This is a genomic window from Rhodococcus sp. PvR099, assembly GCF_017833315.1.
Lineage (GTDB): Bacteria > Actinomycetota > Actinomycetes > Mycobacteriales > Mycobacteriaceae > Rhodococcus_G > Rhodococcus_G oryzae.
On sequence record NZ_JAFIBV010000001.1, the window covers coordinates 1,759,745 to 1,780,028 of the forward strand.

Genomic DNA, 20,284 nt, shown 5'->3' on the forward strand with positions numbered 1-20,284 from the left:
GTCGCCGCCTGGGGGTTGCTCCTGGTTCCTGCTGCACGGTTGTCGAGCTTACTGGCTGCCGTGGCGCGGCCCGACCGTGCGCCGTCACACCGGGAGCAGACCCTCGACCACCGCGGCGAGCTGCTGCGCCGACCGGCACTCGTGCATGGTCACCGTGTCCGCGTAGACGAAGGCCGCGGAGTCGCCACTACCCCACTGCCCGCGCGGCTCCGGGTTGAGCCAGTGTGTGTGCTTGGCGACCGCGGCGAGGTGGGTGAGCGCGGCGATGTTCGGGTCGCGGTAGTTGTTGCGCGCGTCGCCGAGGATCAGCAGCGAGCTCTTACTGGTCAGACTGTGCGCGAAGCGTTCGGCGAAGACACCGAGCGCATTGCCGTAGTCGGAGTGGCCGTCGTAGGTGATCAGGTCCGCCTCGCGGATCATCCGCGACATCGCCGCGCCGAGGTCGGCGCCCGCGTCGAAGAACCGGGTCACCTCGTCGGTGGTGTCGATGAACGCGAAGACCCGCACCCGGGAGAACTGCTCCCGCAGGGCGTGCACGAGCAGCAGGGTGAAGTTGCTGAAGCCCGCCACCGAGCCGGAGACGTCGCACAGCACCACCAGCTCCGGTCGGGCAGGCCGCGGCTTGCGCTGCACGAGGTCGATCGGCACCCCGCCGGTCGACATCGACTTGCGCAGCGTCTTGCGCAGGTCGATGGCGCCAGCCCTGCTGCGCTTGCGCCTGGCCGCGAGCCGGCTCGCGAGCTTGCGCGCCAGGGGGCTCACGCTGCGTCGCAGCGCCACGAGCTCGGTGTCCGAGGCCCGCAGGAAGTCGACCTCCTCGGCGAGCCGGGGCACACCGTAGGTCGCCACCCGGTCCTTGCCGAGTTGTTCGGCGGACCGGCGCCGCGTCTCCACCTCGACCATCTTGCGGAAGTCCGCGATCCGCTGCGCGGCGGTCCGGCGTGCGACCTCGGTGGCGTAGTCGCCGTCCGGGTGCTCGCCGTCCACGCTGTTGCCGATCAGTCCGTCGAGGATCCGGGCGAGCAGCGTCTCCGGTGCCACATCGCGCAGCGCCTGGTAGGCGGAGAAGGACGGTCCCTTGGAGGACTCGTACTTGCCGAGCTCCTCGACGAGTTGCCCGGTGAGCAGCTCGGTGAGCGCAAGCGACTCGGGCGATCCGTCGGCGAGCAGTCCGGCGATCAGCTCCCGCAGGGCGTCGAAGTCCACCAGGCCCTCGGGGGTGCGCGGGATCGACACCTCGGCGCCGCCGTCCGCGCGCAGTCCCACCCCTGCGGGGAACCAGAGGTCGAACAGCGCGTCGAAGGTCGCGCGGTGGGTGGGCCTGCGCAGCAGCGAACAGGCCAGGCCCTCGCGCAGTGACTCCCGGTCCAGCAGGTCGAGCACGGCCATCACCCGACCGGCGTCGACGGTTTCCGAGGGCCCGACCGCGATCCCCCGCTTACGCAGCGCCTCGACGAAGTCCACGAGGTGGCCGGGCAGCCCGTGCGGCGACGCGAGGGCACCGGGCGTGTGGGGCGTTGCGGCCATATCGGTTCCGTCCTCTCGGTTGCGGCGAGCTAGTTCAGCCGGAGCTCGGACGCCGCCCGCTGCTGATCGGACTGGTGCTTGAGGATGACGCCCATCGTGGCGCGGACCGCATCGTCGTCGAGCGTGTCCATGCCCAGCGCCAGCAGCGTGCGGCCCCAGTCGATGGTCTCGGCGACCGAGGGCAGCTTCTTGAGCTGCATGCCGCGCAACACCCTGATGGTCCGCACGAGCTGCTCGGCCATCGCCTCGGGCAACTCGGGAACGCGGCTGGCGAGGATGCGCCGCTCGAGGTCCGCGTCCGGGAAGTCGAGGTGCAGGAACAGGCAGCGGCGCTTGAGCGCCTCCGACAGCTCGCGGGTCGCGTTCGAGGTCAGCACCGCGAACGGCTTGCGGGTGGCGACGATGGTGCCCAGCTCGGGGACGGTGACCGCGAAGTCGCTGAGCACCTCGAGCAGCAGGCCCTCGATCTCGACGTCCGCCTTGTCGACCTCGTCGATGAGCAGCACCGTCGGGTCCTCGCGGCGGATCGCGGTGAGCAGCGGACGCGGCAGCAGGAACTCCTCGGAGAACACGTCCTGCTTGGTCGAGTCCCAGTTGTCGCTGCCCGCCTGGATGCGCAGGATCTGCTTGGCGTGGTTCCACTCGTACAGCGCGCGGGACTCGTCGACCCCCTCGTAGCACTGCAGGCGCACCAGTTCCGCGTCCGAGACCTGCGCGACGGCCCGGGCCAGCTCGGTCTTGCCGACGCCTGCGGGCCCCTCGATGAGCAGCGGCTTGCCGAGCCGGTCGGCGAGGAACACCGCCGTGGCGGTGGCCTTGTCGGAGAGGTACCCGGTCTCGGCGAGCCCGGTGATCACCTCATCGACGCTCGCGAAGATCGGCGGCGTCGTCGGAAGTGCGCGGTCCACACTCGCTCCTTGTGCTTGTCGGGGTCTGTCAGTCCTGCGGAGCCTGCGACTACACCGGTCGGGTGTGCCCGTCGCCCCAGACGGTCCACTTGGTGGAGGTCAGCTCGGGCAGGCCCATCGGACCGCGAGCGTGCAGCTTCTGTGTGGAGATGCCGATCTCCGCGCCGAACCCGAACTGCTCGCCGTCGGTGAACGCGGTGGAGGCGTTGACCATCACGGCGGCGGCGTCGACCCGGGCGGTGAACTCGCGGGCCGCGGCCAGATCCGCGGTCACGATGGCCTCGGTGTGACCGGTGCCGTAGCGGTTGATGTGGTCGATCGCGTCGTCGATCCCGTCGACCACCTTGAGCGCCACGTCGAGCGAGAGGTACTCCTCGGCCCAGTCGGCCTCGGTGGCGGGCACCTGTCCGGGCAGGTCCCCGTGGATGATCACGCCCTGCGACTGCAGCGCCTGGGTCACCGCGGGCAGCGCGGTCTCCGCGATGGCCTTGTCGATGAGGACGGTCTCGGCGGTGTTGCACACGCTCGGGCGGCGGGTCTTGGAGTTCAGCACGATCTTGACGGCCATCGGGAGGTCGGCCGCGGCGTGCACGTACACGTGGCAGTTGCCGACGCCCGTCTCGATCGTCGGCACGGTGGCGTCACGGACGACAGCGTTGATCAGCCCCGCGCCGCCGCGCGGGATCACGACGTCGACCAGGCCGCGGGCCTGGATCAGGTGGGTCACGCTGGAGCGGTCCTCGCTGGAGAGCAACTGCACGGCGTCGGCGGGCAAGTCCTGCGCGGCGAGCGAGGCGCGCAGCACCTCGACGAGCGCGGCGTTGGAGTGCACGGCGGAGGAGGAGCCGCGCAGCAGCGCCGCGTTCCCGGACTTGAGCGCGAGACCGAACGCGTCGACGGTGACGTTGGGGCGGGCCTCGTACACCATGCCGATCACGCCGAGCGGCACCCGCACCTGACGGATCTCCAGGCCGTTGGGCAGGGTCGCGCCGAGCACAACCTCACCGACCGGATCCGCGAGCCCGGCGACCTGCCGCAGGCCGGCCGCGATTCCGCCGACGCGGTCGGCGGTCAGGCGCAGCCGGTCGAGCAGGCTCTCCTCGGTGCCGGTCGCCTTGGCGGCCTCGATGTCGAGGGCGTTGGCGGCGAGCACCGCGTCGGTGGCGGCGAGCACGGCATCGGCTGCCGCGTTCAGGGCCGCGTTCTTCTGCGCGGTCGTCAGCTGGGCCAGCACCCGCGACGCCACACGGGCGTTGCGCGCCGCCTCGTGGACGGCCGCACGGGCCGCGTCCCCGCGCCCGTCGTCGTCGCCCTTGGCAGCACCGTTCGTCTCCACCGTCTTGCTCACCGCGGTCATGAGTACAGGGTAACGACCGGCCCGGCGCATAATCGTTCAGCCCAAGTCGTCAACAGAGGAAATAGAGCTCTCATGACCCAGACCCACACCGAGGTGCTCACCGAGGAACCGTCCGAGGGCTACAGCCGCGGGCTCAGTTCCCGGACCATCCAGATGATCGCCCTCGGCGGCGCCATCGGAACCGGCCTGTTCTACGGCGCGGGCGGCGCGATCGAGGAAGCCGGACCGTCGCTGATCCTGGCCTACCTCGCGGCGGGGCTGGTGATCTTCGTGATCATGCGGGCGCTCGGTGAGCTGCTCAGCTACCGCCCCGTCTCGGGGAGCTTCGGCGAGTACGCGGAGGAGTTCCTCGGCCGATTCTTCGGGTTCGTCACCGGCTGGACGTACTGGGCGGTGTGGGTGGCCACCTGCATGGCCGAGATCACGGTGGCAGGCAAGTACGTCGAGTTCTGGTGGCCGTCAGTGCCGACCTGGCTGACGGCGCTGGTGGTGCTGGTCGTGCTGTTCGGCGCCAACCTGATCTCGGTCAAGCTGTTCGGCGAGGCCGAGTTCTGGTTCTCCGCCATCAAGATCACCGCGATCCTGGGCATGATCCTGATCGGCATCGGCGTGCTCACCCTTGGCTTCGGGCACGCCACCAATCCGACGGTGACCAACCTGTGGGCGGACGGCGGGGTGTTCCCCAACGGGTTCGGCGCGGCGCTGATGAGCCTGCAGATCGTGATGTTCGCGTACGTGGGCGTCGAACTCGTCGGCGTGACCGCGGGCGAGGCGAAGGACCCGAAGCCGACCCTGCGCAAGGCCATCAACACCCTGCCATTCCGGATCGGCCTGTTCTACATCGGCTCGCTGGTGGTCATCATGTCGGTGGCGAGCTGGCGCGATTTCCACGCGGGCGTGAGCCCGTTCGTGGAGGTCCTGCAGCAGATCGGCATTCCGGCCGCGGCGGGCATCATGAACTTCGTGCTGCTGACGGCGGCGCTGTCCTCGTGTAACTCGGGCATCTATTCCACCGGCCGGATGCTGCGCAGCCTGTCGCAGCGCAACGAGGCCCCTGCCGCGCTCGGCGCGCTCAGCAAGCGCTCGGTCCCGTTCGCGGGCATCACGCTGTCCGCGGGCGCGATGGTGATCGGCGTGATCGTCAACATCGTCTCCCCCGACCGCGCGTTCCTCTACATCACCTCGGTGTCCACGGTCGGCATCATTTTCGTGTGGGGCACCATCCTGGTCTGCCACCTCAAGTTCCGGGCGGCGGTCCGGGCGGGCCTGCTGCCTGCCGCGGAGTACCGCCTGCCGGGGGCGCCGGTGACCAACTGGCTGGCCCTCGCCTTCCTGGCGATGGTCGTGGTGCTGCTCTTCTTCAGCTCCGCGGGACGTACCGCGCTGGTCGTCGGCGTCGTGTTCGGGGCCGCCGTGTGCGGCGGATACGCCCTGCTGCGCGCGCGTGTCCCCGCCGACACGAACTGAGACCCCGCGGAATCCGGCTAGCCTCGGCCCATGTCCGCTCCCCGGATCACCGTCCTCGGCAGCATCAACATGGACCTGGTCACCACCGCCCCGCGGCTGCCCGCGCCCGGTGAGACCGTCCTCGGCCACGGCTTCTCGACCGGACCGGGCGGCAAGGGCTCCAATCAGGCCATCGCCGCGGCCCGCGCGGGTGCCGAGGTGCGCTTCCTCGGTGCCGTCGGCGACGACGCCTTCGCGCCGGAGCTGAGGGCCGCGCTGGTCGGTGCGGGAGTGGACACCAGCCTGCTGCGCGAGGCCGAGGGCCCGAGCGGGGTCGCGGTCATCTCGGTCGACGACTCCGGCGAGAACTCCATCGTCGTGGTGAGCGGCGCCAACGCCGCGCTGCGCGAACCGACGGACGCCGAACTCGGCGCGATCGCCGACGCCGACCTCCTGCTGTCCCAGCTGGAGCTGCCGCTGGCCGCGGTGACCGCAGGCGCTCGGCACGCCCGGGCGAACGGGACCACCGTGATCCTCAACCCGTCGCCTGCGGCGCAGCTCCCCGACGAGCTGATGGCGTGCGTGGACGTGCTCGTCGTCAACGAGACCGAGGCCGCGCAACTCGGCGCCGCGACCCTGGCGCGGGTGCCCGATGTGGTCACGACTCTCGGCGCACGGGGCGCCACCCTGCGCGGTGCAGGCGGCCTGCGACTGCGCAGCGAGCCGCCCGCCGTCGAGGTGGTGGACACCACCGGCGCGGGCGATGCCTTCGCCGGGACCCTCGCCGCGTCCTGGCACCTCGGGCGGGAGGTCGCGCTCGCTCGGGCCTGCGCCGCCGGAGCCCTCGCCACCACCAGGGCGGGGGCCGGTTCGGCGCCGACCCGCGCCGAGGTCGACGCCGCGCTCGGGCGGCAATGACCTGATGTCGTGGTCGTCGGGCACCATGGGAGCCATGACGACAGCCACCGAGCCCGCCACCCTCGATCTCCGCGCCGACGCGGAACGGTTGCTGCGCGAACTCGCCGGTCCCGACGCCACGCTGCGCGAGGATCAGTGGACGGCGATCGAGGCGCTGGTGGTGCAGCGCAAGCGTGCGCTGGTGGTGCAGCGGACCGGCTGGGGCAAGTCCGCCGTCTACTTCATCTCCGCCAAGCTGCTGCGGGCGCGGGGCCATGGGCCGACCGTGATCGTCTCCCCGCTGCTGGCCCTGATGCGAAACCAGGTGGCCTCCGCCGAGCGTGCCGGGGTCCGTGCCGCGACGATCAACTCCGGCAACGTCACCGAATGGGACGAGATCCACGCCGCCATCGCCGACGGGACCGTCGACGTGCTGCTGGTCAGCCCGGAGCGGCTGAACAATCCCGACTTCCGCGACCAGGTGCTGCCCTCGCTGGCCGCGGACGCCGGCCTTGTCGTGGTCGACGAGGCGCACTGCGTCTCCGACTGGGGCCACGACTTCCGTCCCGACTACCGACGGATCCGCACCCTGATCGGTGAGCTGGGCGAGGGCATCCCGGTGCTGGCCACCACCGCGACCGCGAACGACCGGGTGGTTGCCGACGTGTCCGCACAGCTCGGCGTCGGCGGCTCCGAGACCCTGGTGCTGCGCGGCGGCCTCGAGCGGGAGTCGCTGCGGCTGTCGGTGGTGCACATCGACGAGGCGAGCAAGCGCGCCGCCTGGCTCGGCCAGCAGCTGAACCGGCTGCCCGGGTCCGGCATCATCTACACCCTCACGGTGTCGGCCGCCCGCGACCTGGCCGGGCTGCTCTCCGAGCAGGGTCACGAGGTGGCCGCCTACACCGGCCAGACCGACCCGGCCGAACGCGAGAGCCTCGAGGCGGACCTGCTCGAGAACCGGGTCAAGGCCCTGGTCGCGACGTCGGCGCTGGGCATGGGATTCGACAAGCCCGACCTCGGGTTCGTCGTTCACCTCGGCGCACCCTCCTCCCCCATCTCCTACTACCAGCAGGTCGGCCGCGCCGGCCGCTCCACGGATCGGGCCGAGGTGGTCCTGCTGCCCGGATTCGAGGACCGGCAGATCTGGAGCTATTTCGCCAGCATCGCGTTCCCACGCGAGCACCTGGTGCGCAGGGTGATCGAGGTGCTCGACCCCGAACGCCCGCAGTCCACGCAGGCGCTCGAACCGCTGGTCGAACTCAGCCGGAACCGCCTGGAGATGGTGCTCAAGGTCCTGGACGTGGACGGCGCCGTCAAGCGGGTCCGCGGCGGTTGGATCAGCACCGGACAGCCGTGGGAGTACGACGCGGAGCGATACGGCAGGCTCGAGCAGGCCCGCGAGTCCGAGCAGCAGGCGATGGTCGAGTACCAGCGAACACCCATGTGCCGCATGGAGTTCCTGCGCCGCCAACTCGACGACCCCGGCCTGTCCGCCGACCCACAGCCGTGCGGGCGCTGCGACAACTGCGCCGGCCCCGCCCACTCCGCCGAGGTGGACGACGAGGCCATCGCGCGGGCGCGGGCACGCCTGGACCGGCCCGGCGTCGACCTGGCCCCGCGCAAGCAGTGGCCGACCGGCCTCGCCAAGCTGGGCGTGCCGCTGTCCGGAAAGATCACCGACGGACCCGAGACGGGCCGGGTGCTCGGCCGCCTGTCCGACCTCGGCTGGGGCCAGCGCCTGCGCGCGCTGTTCGACGAGCCCGACGGCCCGGTGCCGGACGCGATCGTCGACGCCTGCGTCAAGGTGCTCGCCGCATGGGACTGGCAGCAGCGACCGACGGCGGTGGTGGCCCTCGAGTCGGCGACCCGCCCGCAGTTGATCTCCTCACTCGCCGACCGGCTCGCAACCGTCGGGCGGCTCCGCAACCTGGGCATTCTCACCAGGAACCCCGAGCGTCCGCCGGTCTCCGCTGCCAATTCCGCCTACCGCGTGGCCGGGCTGACGGGGGCCTGGCTGGCCCCGGATCTCCGCGACGCCGACGGCCCGATCCTGCTGCTCGACGACCTCGCCGACACCGGCTGGACGCTCACGATGGCGGCCCGCGAACTCCGCGCTGCGGGCGCCCCTGCCGTCCTGCCGTTTGCCCTGGCGAGCGTCAGCTGACCCCCTGGTGTGACCAGGCTCACACAGTCGGGCTCACCAGTGCGGGAGCCGGGTCAGGGCATGCGGAATCGCCGGGGGTAGCTGAAATCCGTTGCCCCCATTGTTACGTTCGTTCGACAGATGAGCCCCGTTACAAAGAGTGCGACCCCGACCACCGCTCCCGGAGCGGTGACGACAAGGCAGCCCGAAATCGATGACGCCGTGCGCATGTGGGAGATTGCCCGCGATTCGCAGGTGCTCGATCTGAACTCAAGCTATGCATACCTGTTGTGGTGCAGGGACTTCCGTGACACATCCGTGGTCGCGGAACTGGACGGCCGCGTGGGCGGTTTCGTCACCGGTTTCGTCCGTCCGGAAGACCCGCGGACGGTCTTCGTCTGGCAGGTGGCGGTCGACGAATCGCTGCGCGGCCGCGGAGTCGCCGCGGCGATGCTGAACGACCTGCTCGATCACCTCGCCCTCCAGGGCGTCACCAGGCTCGAGACCACGATCAGTCCGGGCAACGACGCGTCCCGAGCCCTGTTCACGTCCGTGGCACGGATGCGGTACGTCGACATCACCAATCGAGAACTGTTCACCAACAGTCATTTCCCCGATCAGCACGAATCCGAAGAGCTCTACATCATCGGCGATGACACCACAGGAGGAGAGCAATGACCACCCTGGAAGACATCAGCATCTTCGAAACCCTCGAGTCCGAGGTCCGCAGCTACAGCCGCAGCTGGCCGACCGTGTTCAGCTCCGCCTCCGGCTCCTGGATTCGCGCCGAGGACGGCCGCGACTACCTGGACTTCTTCGCGGGCGCAGGCGCGCTGAACTACGGCCACAACAACCCCGAGCTCAAGCAGGCCCTCGTCGACTACATCCTCGGCGACGGCATCACGCACAGCCTCGACATGTCCACCGTCGCGAAGCGGCGGTTCCTCGAGACCTTCCAGCGGTACATCCTCGAACCGCGCGGACTCGACTACAAGGTCCAGTTCCCCGGCCCGACCGGCGCAAACACCGTCGAGGCGGCACTCAAGCTGGCCAGGAAGGTCACCGGCCGAGAGTCGATCATCAACTTCACCAACGCCTTCCACGGCATGACCCTTGGCGCACTGTCGGTCACCGGCAACTCGATGAAGCGTGCGGGTGCGGGGATTCCGCTGGTACACGCCACCCCGATGCCCTTCGACAACTATTTCGACGGTGCCACCGAGGATTTCCACTGGTTCGAGCGGGTGCTGGACGATTCCGGCAGCGGGCTGAACCGTCCCGCCGCGGTCATCGTGGAGACCGTGCAGGGCGAGGGCGGGGTGAACGTCGCGCGGCCCGAGTGGCTGCGTGCGCTCGCCGAACTCTGCCGGAGCCGGGGCATCCTGCTCATCGTCGACGACGTCCAGATGGGCTGCGGGCGAACCGGTCCGTTCTTCTCCTTCGAGATCGCGGGGATCACGCCGGACATCGTCACGCTGTCCAAGTCGATCAGCGGCTACGGCCTGCCGATGGCACTGACGCTGCTGCGGCCCGACCTCGACGTGTGGGCGCCCGGCGAACACAACGGCACCTTCCGCGGTAACAACCCCGCCTTCGTGACGGCGACGGCCGCCATCGAGCAGTACTGGACCGACGACACCCTGGAGCGTTCCACCGCCGCGAAGGGCAAGCGCATCGCGCAGATCTTCGCGAACCTGTCGGACCAGTTCGACGGGGTCAGCACCCGCGGCCGCGGCATGGTCCAGGGCCTGGTGTTCGACGATCCGGGCAAGGCGGTCAAGGTGTGCGGGCTCGCGTTCGACGAGGGCCTGCTGGCCGAGACGTCCGGCCCCTCCGACGAGGTGGTCAAGCTCCTGCCGCCGCTCACGATCACCGACGCCGAACTCGACCACGGCCTGAGCATTCTCGCCGAGGCCACCGCCAAGGTCTGTGCCTGAGGAGGGACCGAAGATGATCGTCCGTACCACCGAAGAGATCACCGGCACCGAGCGCGACATCACCAGCGCCGATGGGAACTGGCGCAGCAAGCGCATCGTGCTCGGCGCGGACCGGGTCGGATTCTCGTTCCACGAGACCACGATTCGGGCCGGATCCGTCAACGAGTTCCACTACGCCCATCACGTCGAGGCGGTCTGGCTGATCGAGGGCGAGGGCATTCTCACCGACCTGGACAACGGCGTCGTCCATCAGCTCGGCCCCGGCTCGATGTACCTGCTGGACGGCCACGAGCGGCACCGCGTGGAGCCGGTCACCGAGATGCGCATGCTGTGCGTGTTCAACCCCCCGGTCACCGGTCGCGAAGTCCACGACGAGAACGGCGTCTATCCGTTGGTCGAGATCCCCGGCTAGTTAGGCGCTGCGCCGCCCGTGCGCGGTTGACGAGTCCCTGCACTCGTCAACCGCGCACGGGCGGCGCAGCCGCCTATCCGGTCGTGATCGAGCGCTTGGCCAGGAGCCAGCATTCGTCGACCCTCTGGAAAACATCGCGGTAGGTCCCCATGCTGGCGAGTTTCGGCGCGGTGGTGGTGTCGACGAAGAACTGCCAGACCGACTGCACGCTGGCGGAATCCTCGGAATCGAAGGCGATGGACACGCAGGAGCTCACATGCCGGGTCGCCGTGCCCGGACCGGCGATCCCGTCGGCCCGTCGACGGCGGACACCCTCAGCGATCGCCTTCCGGCCCTCGACGATCTGGGGTCCGATCGCGACGCTCGGTCCTGCGCTCGCCATCTCCCAGACCGCGTCCTCTGTGTAGAGCTGGACGTAGTCGTCGATCGATCCCTCGTCGGCCAGATGAGCGACCCGCGCAACGAGCGATCGGATCACCTCGGACGGGCACTCGGTTGCCATCGATAACTCCTCGCTCGAAGAAACTGTCTCGTTGAAATGTATTGAGACGAGTCGACCCCGTTAGTTGAGGCACAAAACGCCGTCTTCAGGCCGTGCTGACGAATCGGGAGTCAGATCGGCACAGATTTCTATCTGCGCCGAGGCTCTATGAGTTCGGCGAGTTGGGGACATACGTTGGTGATCGCAGAGTGGACTAGGTACTCGTAGGAAGCGACCTTCGCGCGATCGGGTTCCTGGGACTGCAGTGACTGCCAGAGGCCGAGGGTTCCCTGCTCCGTGATCGCAGTGCATGCCCCGCGGCCAAATTCAGCAGCGTGACCACGAACCTGACGCAGGGGAAGCCCTGAGTACAAAGAGCCGTCCAGCTGAATCAGGCCGCATACGTCCCGGGCGAATCTGGCGTCGCCCCCAGAGGGCACCGCGTCGTCCACGACCTTCGACCACTCGGCCCGTTTTTGGCTCTCCAAGTCCTGATTCGAGGGAAAGGACTGCTCAGGGTAGTGGCTGCGTTGGTCGTCAAAGATGTTCTGCCAGTATGCAACAGAGTCGTCGACAGTCATGTTCGCCAGATCTGCGTCGAGGCAGGTTGCGGACGGATCCCTTGGTACATCGACCGGTGGCTCAGCGAAGTACCCCTGGTGCGGGACCTCGTCGGTCGCGATCACATTCCGCGGATTGGCCTCAGGACTGCACGCACTCATCAGTATCGCCGAGGTGACGATGGCTGCTGCGGTAAGTGTGGGGACGAACCGGAACGTCATCATTTGGCCCTTCGGCTGCCGAGTCCAGTGCAGGTTCTCCTACTATGTCAGTTCCATGCTTGACGTCCTGCCAAGCCCAGGCAATGCACGATTTAGGAAGTACAGGTGCCCGGTTCCTCGTATCTGGTCCCGGCCCGAACGGCGCCCGAGGAGACCGACATGACGCCCGTGCCCATCGCCCTCGGCCCGCACGCCGACCCCCAGTTGATGGAGGCCATCGCCACGGGCGGGGGCGAGTGGGCACCGATGGCCGACGCACAGGCGCTGGTCTGGGCGGCCGAGCCCGACCGATTTCCCGACGAGCTGCCGAAGTCGATCCGATGGGTGCAGCTGTACTCCGCCGGGGTCGAGGACTGGTTCACCGCCGGGATCATCGCTCGCCACCCAGGGATCGTGTTCACCTCGGCCGCTGGCGCGTTCTCCGCGACCGTCGCCGAGCACGCCTTCGCGCTGCTGCTGGCCGGGGTCCGGGCACTGCCCGAGCAACTCGCTGCCACCAGCTGGCGGCAGCAGGAGTTCTTCGGCAAGGTCGGGACGCTGCGCGAGAGCACGGTGGCGGTCCTCGGCGCGGGCGGCATCGGGCGCGCTCTGATCCCGATGCTCACCTCGGTCGGCGCTTCGGTGATCGCGGTCAACCGCTCGGGCCGGGAGGTTCCCGGCGCCGCGGAGACCCTGCCCGCCGACCGAACCGACGAGGTCTGGGACCGCACCGATCACGTCGTGGTCGCGGCGCCCGCGACGGCCCGGACTCGACACCTGGTCGGCGCCGAGCAACTCGCCCGCCTCGGTGCCCACTCCTGGGTGATCAACGTGGCGCGAGGCTCCCTCGTCGACACCGACGCCCTGGTGAACGCGTTGCGGGACAGGGCGATCGGCGGCGCAGGGCTCGACGTCACCGACCCCGAGCCACTGCCGGACGGCCATCCACTGTGGACACTGCCGAACGCGATCATCACCCCGCACTGCTCGAACCCGCCGTCCGTCCGGCCGCCCGCGTTCGCCGACCACGTCGCGACGAACGTTCGACGCTTCGTGGCCGGCGAGGAACTGCTGGCGCGGATCGACCCGGTCGCGGGTTACTGAGCCCCCGACTCCGTGTCCGGAGAGGCGGCGGGCTTCGCGGGCGACACCCGGATCACGCCCGCGTCGAGGTCGAGTTCGAGGCGCGGCTGATGCGTCTGCCCGTCGCTGTCCTGGCTGCCGTCGTTCTCCAGCTTCTTCCCCGGGAACAACTCACCGATAACTCCCATGCGATCGACCGTACTCGCGGCGCGACGAGTCCGCCCGCCCCTCAGGGTCGTTCCGCGGGCTCCACTCGATCTTCAGGGTCGTTCCGCAGGCTCCACTCGATCTTCAGGGTCGTTCCGCAGGCTCCACGCCTGCCGCCGGGTAGAACAGCTCGCGGGCGCGCCGGGCCACCTCCTCGGCAGGCACGTCCTCGACCTTCGTGCAGACCGCCCACCGGTGCCCGAACGGATCGAGGAACACCCCGTGCCGGTCGCCGGAGAACGTGTCCGCGACGGCGCTGATGAGGGTGGCGCCCTCGCGAACCGCGCGGTCCACGAACGCGTCGGAGTCCTCGACGTACACCACCACCGAGCTGTGCACCCAGCCCTGCTCGGGCGCCTTGAGTCCGTAGTCGGGCATGTCGTCGGACAGTTGCAGCATCGAGTCGCCGATCCGCAGCTCGGCGTGCATCAGGCCGCCGCCGGGCGCGTCCATCGCGTCCACGACCTCGGCACCGAGGCCGCGGCGATAGAAGTCCAGCGCCGCCTGGCCGTCCTTGACGGCGAGGTAGGGCGTGAGGGTCCGGTATCCGGCGGGAACGGGGTTCACTGTGTTCATGCCCATCAGTGTCCAGCGAGGCACCCGATTTGGGATTGAAGATTCGCGACACGGCGTCGTTACCGCGCGACCACTCCGGAAGGAGACTCCCGTGTGCCGGGTTCCTGGGTCGGCATCCGATTCGGTGGCACCGGGTACGGGGCACCCTGGCCGAGGGTTCCGGCCGCGATGTTCGGTCCACACTGCAGAACCGCGTTCTGCACTCCGGGCGCCGGGTCCGACAGCGCCGGTTTGCGTGCGTCGGGTGGCGCGGCGAAGTTGAATGCCGAGGTCATGTCCCCGACGGTGGCGCGGCGCCACGGCGTGAGGTTCGGCACCGGTGCACCGAATCGTTTCTCCAGCAACCGCAGTTGGGACGTGTGGTCGAAGACCTCCGAGGCGATCAGACCACCGCGACTGTACGGCGAGACAACCAGGGCCGGAACCCGGTACCCGAGTCCGATCGGCCCGGCAATGCCCTTCGCGGAGGACACGGAATCCAGCGGAACGGTCAGGTACTCGCCGGGCGTTCCCGGCGGCGGGGTGGGCGGAGCCACGTGATCGAAGAAACCACCGTGCTCGTCGTACGAGATGATCAGCGCGGTCTTGGCCCAGACCTCGGGATTCGAGGTGAGGATGTCCAGCAGTTCGACGAAGCCCGCGGCACCGAATGCCGGTGGCAGAGCAGGGTGCTCGCAGTTGATGAGGGACGGGATGACCCAGGACACGGCTGGCAGCGTTCCGTTGGCCACGTCGCTGCGGAAGTCATTGGGGTAGGTGGGATCGATGCCCTTGCGGGCCAGCGCCGAACTGGGGTCTTGAGCCTGTTTGAAACACCCCATCATCCCGTCGAGAGCAACCGAGGAGATGGGGCCGAAGTCCTTGTTGTTGTATATCTTCCAGCTCACGCCTGCCTCTTCGAGGCTCTCCGGGTAGGTCTTCCAGGAGTACTGGAACTTCGGGATCAGCGTCGGCGTCTCCACCAGCGGCCCACCGTCCAGCCCGTCGGGGTCGATGGTTCCGCTCATCCAGTACAACCGATTGGGATCGGTCGGGCCGAGCACGGAGCAGTGGTAGTTGTCGCACAGGGTGAAGGCATCGGCGAGCTGGTAGTGGATCGGGATGTCATCTCGGGTGTAGTAGCCCATCGCTGCCGGTCCGTTGCCGACTCCGACCGAGGCGATGGACATCGGCATCCATTTGTCGTTGGCCCCGTTGTTCCACGCCTCGTGCGTGCCAGCCCACGAGTGGTCCGGATCGTTGATGCACTCACCGTCCAACGACGCGCCCAGGGTCGTATCCAACCGGAACGGATTGATGAATCCCGTCGGGTCCTCACCACGCTCGGGCGAGTAGCCGAACTGCTTCCACGCCGCGGACGGATCGTCGAATCCGCGCCCGCCCGACAGTGTTCCGAAGTAGTGATCGTACGAGCGGTTCTCCTGCATCAACAGCACGAAGTGCTCGATGTCGTTCAGTGATCCTCGGCCCCCGTCGGACATGGTGTGCGCTCTGGCGATGATGGGACTCGCCCACGAATTGAGCATCGCCACCGAACCCACAGCGGTCGCCTTGGCGAGAAACTCTCGGCGGGACAGACCAGCGAACGGGTTTCCATGCACCATGCGGGGATGATTTCACCGACACCCCGGACCCGCAACCGGAGCCGCGGTCAGGAGTCCTGTGGAGTCACCGACATCATGAACCAGAACGTCTAGCCTGGAAACCATGTCCGCTCCCCCACTCGAGACCGCGGCGGCCGACGAGGACCACGAGCGCCTGGCCGGCTTGGTGAGCGGCCGCCGCATCGTCGCGCTGACCGGTGCGGGGATGTCCACCGACTCGGGCATCCCGGACTACCGGGGCCCCGATTCCCCGCCCCGCACCCCGATGACGTTCCAGCAGTTCATGGGCGACGCCGCGTTCCGCAGGCACTACTGGGCCCGCAACCACCTCGGCTGGCGACACATGGACGCGTCCCGGCCCAATGCCGGACACCGCGCGCTCGCAGGGCTGGAACGGGCGGGCATGGTCGACGGCGTGCTCACCCAGAACGTGGACCTGCTGCACACCAAGGCGGGCAGCAGGAACGTCATCGACCTGCACGGCAGTTACGCGCAGGTGCGGTGCATGGGGTGCGAGGCCCTGATCTCTCGGTTCACCCTCGCGCAGCGGCTCGATGCCGCCAATCCCGGATTCGCCGAATCCGTCTCCGCGGCAACCGGAGTCGAGATCGCGCCCGATGCCGACGCGGTGATCGAGGAGACCGCGCACTTCGTGATGGTGGACTGCGAGCAGTGCGGCGGGATCCTCAAGCCGGACATCGTCTATTTCGGCGAGAGCGTGCCCAAACCACGGGTCGAGGCGGCGTTCATGATGGTTGCCGGGTGCGAACTGCTGCTGGTACTCGGATCCTCACTCACCGTCATGTCCGGCCTGCGCTTCGTCCGCCGAGCCGCCAAGGACGGCATCCCGGTCGTCATCGTCAACCGCGGCCCGACCCGGGGCGACGAGTTCGCGACCCTCAAGCTGGATGCGGGCTGCTCGCAGGTCCTGACCGCCCTGACGCCACATCGGTAGACTCCGGGCATGTCGAAGTTCAGCGACAAGGTGAAATCACTCTTCAGCAGGCGCAAGCCCGTCACCCCGGAGGATGCCGCCGACATCTCCGACTGGGTGAACGAGGGCGGCGCTCTGCACCCCGAAGGACCACCCAAGGTCATCGGCGACCCGCAGGACAAGCCGAAAGCCCCATGACCCGTCAGAAAGTCTCGGGGCTCCAGACATAGATCTTGTTCGTCAGCGGTCCCAGCCACGGGGTATCCAGCCGATGCTTGTTGCCCCTCGGGTCGACCTGGTACCCGCCGGTCATCCCGTGCCAGGACGTGCAGTACACCTCGCTTGCACCGTACGGGCTGAGCACGATCTTGTCGCCGGCACCGTCACGGATCCACGCCTGCGGATCCCACGGGGCCCGGAACGACTCGCACCGCGAGTACTCCCCCGGACCACCCTCCGCGGCCGCCGTCGGTGCGAGCACGGTCCCCAACCCGATCGCCACGACCCCCGCGGCCACCAATACCCCACGCTTCATGCGATTCGCCTCCCCACTTGTGTACCGGACAGTCTGTTTGTCCGTTTCGGGGAGAAGACCGTTACAGCGGGACCAGGTCGTCCGCGTGCACCACGGGCCGCTGCAGCTCTGACGGCAGCTCGACCGTGGACCGGCCCAGCATCTCGCCGAGCTCGGTCGAGTCGTACGCCACCACGCCGCGCGCGACCGGCGAACCGTCGGGCCCGAACAGCGACACCACGTCCCCGCCGTAGAACCGGCCGTCGACGCCGGTGATCCCCGCGGGCAAGAGCGAACGCCGCCGGTCCACCACGGCGCGCACCGCGCCCGCGTCGAGATGCAGCCCGCCCCGGGTGTCGGCGGCATGCCGCACCCAGAACTTGCGCGCGGACAGCCGGGTCGGCCGGGCGGCGAAGGCGGTGCCGACGCCCGCGCCCGTGAGCGCAGCGGCGGCATCGGTGGCCGCGGCGAGCAGCACCGGCACGCCGGAGTCGGCCGCGAGCCGGGCCGCGGACAGCTTGGAGGCCATCCCACCGGTGCCGAGCGCTCCCCCGGACCCGGCAACCACGCCATCGAGGTCCTCGGGGCTGGTCACCTCCGGGATCAGGGTCGCGCCGCCCTTGCGGGGGTCGCCGTCATACAGTCCGTCGACGTCGGAGAGCAGGACAAGCGCATCCGCCCCGACGAGGTGCGCGACCATCGCGGCCAGCCGATCGTTGTCCCCGAACCGCAGCTCCGTGGTGGCGACGGTGTCGTTCTCGTTGACGATCGCGACGGCACCGAGCGCACGGAGCCGGTCGAGAGTGCTCTGCGCGTTGCGGTGCTGGGTGCGCCGGGCGATGTCGTCGGCGGTGAGCAGCACCTGGCCGACGGTCCGCCCGTACCGCGCGAACGAGGTGCCCCAGGCATGCGCGAGCGCCAGCTGCCCTACGCTCGCCGCCGCCTGCTTGGTGGCGAGATCCCGTGGCCGCTTGGTCAGCCCGAGCGGTGCGATACCGGCACCGACCGCGCCGGAGGACACCACCACGACGTCGGAGCCGGCACGCATCCTTGCCTCGATCGCGTCGGCCAGGGCGTTCAGCGCCCGCAGGTCGATGCCGGACTCCATGCTGGTGAGCGCGGAGGACCCGATCTTCACGACCACGCTGCGTGCGGTCGCGATGGTGGCGCGGGTCTCCGAGAGTGAACGGACCGCGTCGTCCATCACTGTTCTTCGGGATCCAGGCCCTCGAGGCCACGCCGGATCCTGTGCGCGTGCTTGCGCTCGGAGGCACCGATGCGGTCCACCTGATCGAGTCGCGGGTCGGTACCGCGACCGGTGCGGGTCATGTCGATGCCCGCCGGGGTCTGCGGCTCCCACTCGAAGCTGACATCGCCGATGGTGACGTAGCAGCCGGGCTCGGCGCCCTGCTTGACCAACGCGTCCTCGACACCGAGCCGGGCGAGACGGTCCGCGAGGTAGCCGACGGCCTCGTCGTTGTCGAAGGCCGTCTGACGGATCCACCGCTCGGGCCGGACGCCGCGAACGATGAAGCCGCCGGGGGTCTCGGGATCGGCGACGACGGTGAAGTCGCTCGCATTGGAGGCGATGGGACGGATCACCTGACGCTTCGGCTCCGCCTTCGGATGTGCCTCGCGGTACTCCTCGACGAGCTTGGCGAGCGCGAAGGTCAACGGCCGCAGCCCTTCCCGGCTCACGGCCGAGATGGTGAACACGGGCCAGCCGCGCGCCTCGAACTCCGGGGTGACCATCTCGGCGAGCTCGGCCGCGTCGGGGACATCCGCCTTGTTGAGAACCACGATGCGGGGCCGGTCGGCCAGGTCACCGAGGCTCGCGTCGCCGGAGAGTGCCGGCTTGTAGGCGGCCAACTCGGCCTCGAGCGCGTCGACGTCGGAGACCGGGTCACGGCCCGGCTCCAGGGTCGCGCAGTCCACCACGTGTGCCAGCACCGCCGTGCGTTCGATGTGGCGAAGGAAGTCCAGTCCGAGACCGCGCCCCTGGCTCGCGCCGGGGATCAGGCCAGGCACGTCGGCGACGGTGAACGTGGTGTCGCCGCTCGAGACCACACCGAGGTTCGGCACCAGCGTGGTGAACGGGTAGTCGGCGATCTTCGGCTTGGCCGCCGAGAGCACCGAGACCAGGGAGGACTTACCCGCGGAGGGGAAGCCGACCAGTCCGACGTCGGCCACCGACTTGAGCTCGAGGACGAGGTCGCGTTGAACGCCCTCCTCGCCGAGCAGGGCGAAGCCCGGCGCCTTACGGGCCTTCGAGGCCAGCGCGGCGTTACCCAGTCCACCGCGGCCACCGGGGGCGGCGTCGAATCGGGTTCCCGTGCCGATCATGTCGGCGAGGACATTGCCGTCCGAGTCGAGCACGACGGTGCCGTCGGGCACCTTGAGGATCAGATCCTGGCCGTTTGCGCCCTCGCGGTTGCTGCCTGCGCCCTGCGTGCCGTTGCTCGCCTTGGCGTTCGGGTGGAAGTGGAAGTCCAGCAGGGTGTGCACGTTCTCGTCGACGACGAGCACCACGTCACCTCCGCGCCCGCCGTTGCCACCGTCGGGACCGCCGAGCGGCTTGAACTTCTCGCGGTGAACGGAGGCGCAACCATTGCCGCCTTTTCCGGCGCTGACATGCAGCACCACGCGGTCAATGAATCGGGACATGACTGCCGGATCCCTTCCTCAGGGTGAAAAGCAAATAGGGGCGAGCAGGGTATGAGACCCTGGCCCGCCCCTACTGGGAGCTTAGAACTGTCATCAGTCACCGTGATGGTGACACGAGCGACGCAGCAGAATCAGGCCTCTGCGGCGACCGGAACGATGTTGACAGTCTTACGTCCACGCTTGGTGCCGAACTCGACCGCACCAGCGGAGAGAGCGAACAGCGTGTCGTCGCCGCCACGTCCGACGTTCACGCCGGGGTGGAAGTGGGTTCCGCGCTGACGCACCAGGATCTCACCGGCGCTGACGGACTGGCCGCCGAAGCGCTTCACGCCGAGGCGCTGTGCGTTCGAATCGCGACCGTTACGGGAGCTGGATGCACCCTTCTTATGTGCCATGTCGAACCCTCCTGGGTACTAAAGCTGGTTACTTGATGCCGGTGACCTTGAGCACCGTCAGCTTCTGACGGTGGCCCTGGCGCTTGTGGTACCCGGTCTTGTTCTTGAACTTGTGGATGCGGATCTTCGGGCCCTTGGTGTGCTCGACGACCTCACCGGTGACCGAGACCTTGGCCAGCTTGGCGGCGTCGGTGGTCAGCTCGGAACCGTCGACGACGAGAACCGGGACCAGCGAGACAGCAGTGCCGGGCTCACCCTCGATCTTCTCGACCTTGACGAGGTCGCCGACAGCGACCTTGTACTGCTTTCCGCCGGTCTTGACGATCGCGTACGTTGCCATCGGAGGGCTACCCCTTGCTTCTTCGAACGTGCTCGCACGGCTTGAGCCGCGCGACTGGTCTGGTGTGCTTGCTACCTCGGGCAGGCCCGCCGCCGCCC

General features: G+C 68.8%; 22 protein-coding genes. 9 read left to right on the top strand and 13 right to left on the bottom strand.

Annotated features, from left to right (window positions below; genetic code table 11):
* Positions 1-84 precede the first annotated feature (84 nt).
* From JOE46_RS08040 to JOE46_RS08050, 3 genes are read right to left on the bottom strand one after another with little or no spacing between them, the layout of a single operon-like run.
* Complete coding sequence (locus tag JOE46_RS08040) at positions 85-1,527, bottom strand: VWA domain-containing protein (protein WP_097211402.1); 1,443 nt, start codon at positions 1,525-1,527, stop codon at positions 85-87.
* 29 nt (positions 1,528-1,556) lie between these two features.
* Positions 1,557-2,435 carry a MoxR family ATPase gene (locus JOE46_RS08045; RefSeq protein ID WP_209926797.1) on the bottom strand — a complete coding sequence of 293 codons (879 nt, stop codon included), beginning with the start codon at positions 2,433-2,435 and terminating at the stop codon, positions 1,557-1,559.
* A 49-nt stretch (positions 2,436-2,484) separates the two neighbouring features.
* Positions 2,485-3,792, bottom strand: a complete 1,308-nt coding sequence (locus JOE46_RS08050; protein WP_097211403.1) for a glutamate-5-semialdehyde dehydrogenase — start codon at positions 3,790-3,792, stop codon at positions 2,485-2,487.
* Positions 3,793-3,864: 72 nt separating this feature from the next.
* On the opposite strand from JOE46_RS08050, the gene JOE46_RS08055 reads away from it, so the two are divergent.
* The 6 genes from JOE46_RS08055 (at position 3,865) to JOE46_RS08080 (ending at position 10,627) form a co-directional block, all read left to right on the top strand.
* On the top strand, positions 3,865-5,259 hold the full coding sequence (locus JOE46_RS08055; RefSeq protein ID WP_097211404.1) for an amino acid permease: 1,395 nt from the start codon (positions 3,865-3,867) through the stop codon (positions 5,257-5,259).
* A gap of 30 nt (positions 5,260-5,289) precedes the next feature.
* The gene (locus JOE46_RS08060) at positions 5,290-6,156 is read left to right on the top strand and encodes a ribokinase (protein ID WP_097211405.1); all 867 of its coding nucleotides are present in this window, start codon (positions 5,290-5,292) and stop codon (positions 6,154-6,156) included.
* A 34-nt stretch (positions 6,157-6,190) separates the two neighbouring features.
* Positions 6,191-8,299 carry a DEAD/DEAH box helicase gene (locus JOE46_RS08065; protein WP_097211532.1) on the top strand — a complete coding sequence of 703 codons (2,109 nt, stop codon included), beginning with the start codon at positions 6,191-6,193 and terminating at the stop codon, positions 8,297-8,299.
* A gap of 120 nt (positions 8,300-8,419) precedes the next feature.
* Entirely contained in the window at positions 8,420-8,956 is a 537-nt protein-coding gene (ectA, locus tag JOE46_RS08070; protein ID WP_209926799.1) for a diaminobutyrate acetyltransferase, read from the top strand.
* A complete protein-coding gene (gene ectB, locus JOE46_RS08075; RefSeq protein ID WP_097211407.1) occupies positions 8,953-10,215 on the top strand; it encodes a diaminobutyrate--2-oxoglutarate transaminase in 1,263 nt (420 codons plus the stop codon). The genes ectA and ectB overlap by 4 nt, the downstream gene beginning before the upstream one ends.
* A 13-nt stretch (positions 10,216-10,228) precedes the next feature.
* Positions 10,229-10,627: an ectoine synthase gene (locus JOE46_RS08080; RefSeq protein ID WP_097211533.1), complete on the top strand. Its 399-nt coding sequence runs from the start codon at positions 10,229-10,231 to the stop codon at positions 10,625-10,627.
* A gap of 73 nt (positions 10,628-10,700) precedes the next feature.
* Here JOE46_RS08080 and JOE46_RS08085 read toward each other — a convergent pair whose 3' ends face one another.
* Both JOE46_RS08085 and JOE46_RS08090 read right to left on the bottom strand, forming a co-directional pair.
* On the bottom strand, positions 10,701-11,129 hold the full coding sequence (locus JOE46_RS08085; RefSeq protein WP_097211408.1) for a nuclear transport factor 2 family protein: 429 nt from the start codon (positions 11,127-11,129) through the stop codon (positions 10,701-10,703).
* Positions 11,130-11,257: 128 nt separating this feature from the next.
* Positions 11,258-11,890, bottom strand: a complete 633-nt coding sequence (locus tag JOE46_RS08090) for a hypothetical protein (RefSeq protein WP_143548431.1) — start codon at positions 11,888-11,890, stop codon at positions 11,258-11,260.
* A 159-nt stretch (positions 11,891-12,049) separates the two neighbouring features.
* On the opposite strand from JOE46_RS08090, the gene JOE46_RS08095 reads away from it, so the two are divergent.
* A complete protein-coding gene (locus JOE46_RS08095; RefSeq protein WP_209926802.1) occupies positions 12,050-12,973 on the top strand; it encodes a D-isomer specific 2-hydroxyacid dehydrogenase family protein in 924 nt (307 codons plus the stop codon).
* Here JOE46_RS08095 and JOE46_RS08100 read toward each other — a convergent pair.
* From JOE46_RS08100 to JOE46_RS08110, 3 genes are all read right to left on the bottom strand, one after another.
* On the bottom strand, positions 12,967-13,140 hold the full coding sequence (locus JOE46_RS08100) for a hypothetical protein (RefSeq protein WP_179800517.1): 174 nt from the start codon (positions 13,138-13,140) through the stop codon (positions 12,967-12,969). The two genes, JOE46_RS08095 and JOE46_RS08100, sit on opposite strands and share 7 nt — an antisense overlap.
* A gap of 103 nt (positions 13,141-13,243) precedes the next feature.
* Complete coding sequence (locus JOE46_RS08105) at positions 13,244-13,735, bottom strand: VOC family protein (protein WP_209926804.1); 492 nt, start codon at positions 13,733-13,735, stop codon at positions 13,244-13,246.
* A gap of 59 nt (positions 13,736-13,794) precedes the next feature.
* A complete protein-coding gene (locus tag JOE46_RS08110) occupies positions 13,795-15,339 on the bottom strand; it encodes an alkaline phosphatase family protein (protein WP_097211410.1) in 1,545 nt (514 codons plus the stop codon).
* A gap of 103 nt (positions 15,340-15,442) precedes the next feature.
* Between JOE46_RS08110 and JOE46_RS08115 the strand changes: the two genes are divergently transcribed.
* Together JOE46_RS08115 and JOE46_RS08120 are read left to right on the top strand one after the other, a co-directional pair.
* A complete protein-coding gene (locus JOE46_RS08115; RefSeq protein ID WP_097211411.1) occupies positions 15,443-16,294 on the top strand; it encodes a Sir2 family NAD-dependent protein deacetylase in 852 nt (283 codons plus the stop codon).
* A 9-nt stretch (positions 16,295-16,303) separates the two neighbouring features.
* Positions 16,304-16,471, top strand: coding sequence for a hypothetical protein (locus tag JOE46_RS08120; protein WP_179800518.1), 168 nt, complete (start codon positions 16,304-16,306; stop codon positions 16,469-16,471).
* Between the two features lie 4 nt (positions 16,472-16,475).
* Here JOE46_RS08120 and JOE46_RS08125 read toward each other — a convergent pair whose 3' ends face one another.
* The 5 genes from JOE46_RS08125 to rplU form a co-directional block, all read right to left on the bottom strand.
* Complete coding sequence (locus JOE46_RS08125; protein WP_143548432.1) at positions 16,476-16,808, bottom strand: hypothetical protein; 333 nt, start codon at positions 16,806-16,808, stop codon at positions 16,476-16,478.
* Between the two features lie 61 nt (positions 16,809-16,869).
* A complete protein-coding gene (proB, locus tag JOE46_RS08130; RefSeq protein WP_097211413.1) occupies positions 16,870-17,991 on the bottom strand; it encodes a glutamate 5-kinase in 1,122 nt (373 codons plus the stop codon).
* Positions 17,991-19,451, bottom strand: a complete 1,461-nt coding sequence (obgE, locus tag JOE46_RS08135; protein ID WP_097211414.1) for a GTPase ObgE — start codon at positions 19,449-19,451, stop codon at positions 17,991-17,993. Before obgE ends, proB begins: the two co-directional genes overlap by 1 nt.
* 131 nt (positions 19,452-19,582) lie before the next feature.
* Entirely contained in the window at positions 19,583-19,846 is a 264-nt protein-coding gene (gene rpmA / locus JOE46_RS08140; protein WP_031938324.1) for a 50S ribosomal protein L27, read from the bottom strand.
* A gap of 28 nt (positions 19,847-19,874) precedes the next feature.
* On the bottom strand, positions 19,875-20,186 hold the full coding sequence (rplU, locus tag JOE46_RS08145; RefSeq protein ID WP_077042085.1) for a 50S ribosomal protein L21: 312 nt from the start codon (positions 20,184-20,186) through the stop codon (positions 19,875-19,877).
* Positions 20,187-20,284 lie beyond the last annotated feature (98 nt).

Excerpts from the sequence above, each read along its gene's own strand:
- JOE46_RS08100 (WP_179800517.1), bottom strand. The coding sequence starts at position 13,140 with ATGGGAGTTATCGGTGAGTTGTTCCCGGGGAAGAAGCTGGAGAACGAC.
- obgE (WP_097211414.1), bottom strand. The coding sequence starts at position 19,451 with ATGTCCCGATTCATTGACCGCGTGGTGCTGCATGTCAGCGCCGGAAAA.
- ectB (WP_097211407.1), top strand. The coding sequence starts at position 8,953 with ATGACCACCCTGGAAGACATCAGCATCTTCGAAACCCTCGAGTCCGAG.
- JOE46_RS08125 (WP_143548432.1), bottom strand. The coding sequence starts at position 16,808 with ATGAAGCGTGGGGTATTGGTGGCCGCGGGGGTCGTGGCGATCGGGTTG.
- JOE46_RS08095 (WP_209926802.1), top strand. The coding sequence starts at position 12,050 with ATGACGCCCGTGCCCATCGCCCTCGGCCCGCACGCCGACCCCCAGTTG.
- JOE46_RS08065 (WP_097211532.1), top strand. The coding sequence starts at position 6,191 with ATGACGACAGCCACCGAGCCCGCCACCCTCGATCTCCGCGCCGACGCG.
- JOE46_RS08040 (WP_097211402.1), bottom strand. The coding sequence starts at position 1,527 with ATGGCCGCAACGCCCCACACGCCCGGTGCCCTCGCGTCGCCGCACGGG.
- ectA (WP_209926799.1), top strand. The coding sequence starts at position 8,420 with ATGAGCCCCGTTACAAAGAGTGCGACCCCGACCACCGCTCCCGGAGCG.
- JOE46_RS08055 (WP_097211404.1), top strand. The coding sequence starts at position 3,865 with ATGACCCAGACCCACACCGAGGTGCTCACCGAGGAACCGTCCGAGGGC.
- JOE46_RS08115 (WP_097211411.1), top strand. The coding sequence starts at position 15,443 with ATGTCCGCTCCCCCACTCGAGACCGCGGCGGCCGACGAGGACCACGAG.
- proB (WP_097211413.1), bottom strand. The coding sequence starts at position 17,991 with ATGGACGACGCGGTCCGTTCACTCTCGGAGACCCGCGCCACCATCGCG.
- JOE46_RS08080 (WP_097211533.1), top strand. The coding sequence starts at position 10,229 with ATGATCGTCCGTACCACCGAAGAGATCACCGGCACCGAGCGCGACATC.
- rplU (WP_077042085.1), bottom strand. The coding sequence starts at position 20,186 with ATGGCAACGTACGCGATCGTCAAGACCGGCGGAAAGCAGTACAAGGTC.
- rpmA (WP_031938324.1), bottom strand. The coding sequence starts at position 19,846 with ATGGCACATAAGAAGGGTGCATCCAGCTCCCGTAACGGTCGCGATTCG.
- JOE46_RS08120 (WP_179800518.1), top strand. The coding sequence starts at position 16,304 with ATGTCGAAGTTCAGCGACAAGGTGAAATCACTCTTCAGCAGGCGCAAG.
- JOE46_RS08090 (WP_143548431.1), bottom strand. The coding sequence starts at position 11,890 with ATGACGTTCCGGTTCGTCCCCACACTTACCGCAGCAGCCATCGTCACC.
- JOE46_RS08050 (WP_097211403.1), bottom strand. The coding sequence starts at position 3,792 with ATGACCGCGGTGAGCAAGACGGTGGAGACGAACGGTGCTGCCAAGGGC.
- JOE46_RS08085 (WP_097211408.1), bottom strand. The coding sequence starts at position 11,129 with ATGGCAACCGAGTGCCCGTCCGAGGTGATCCGATCGCTCGTTGCGCGG.
- JOE46_RS08105 (WP_209926804.1), bottom strand. The coding sequence starts at position 13,735 with ATGAACACAGTGAACCCCGTTCCCGCCGGATACCGGACCCTCACGCCC.
- JOE46_RS08060 (WP_097211405.1), top strand. The coding sequence starts at position 5,290 with ATGTCCGCTCCCCGGATCACCGTCCTCGGCAGCATCAACATGGACCTG.
- JOE46_RS08110 (WP_097211410.1), bottom strand. The coding sequence starts at position 15,339 with ATGGTGCATGGAAACCCGTTCGCTGGTCTGTCCCGCCGAGAGTTTCTC.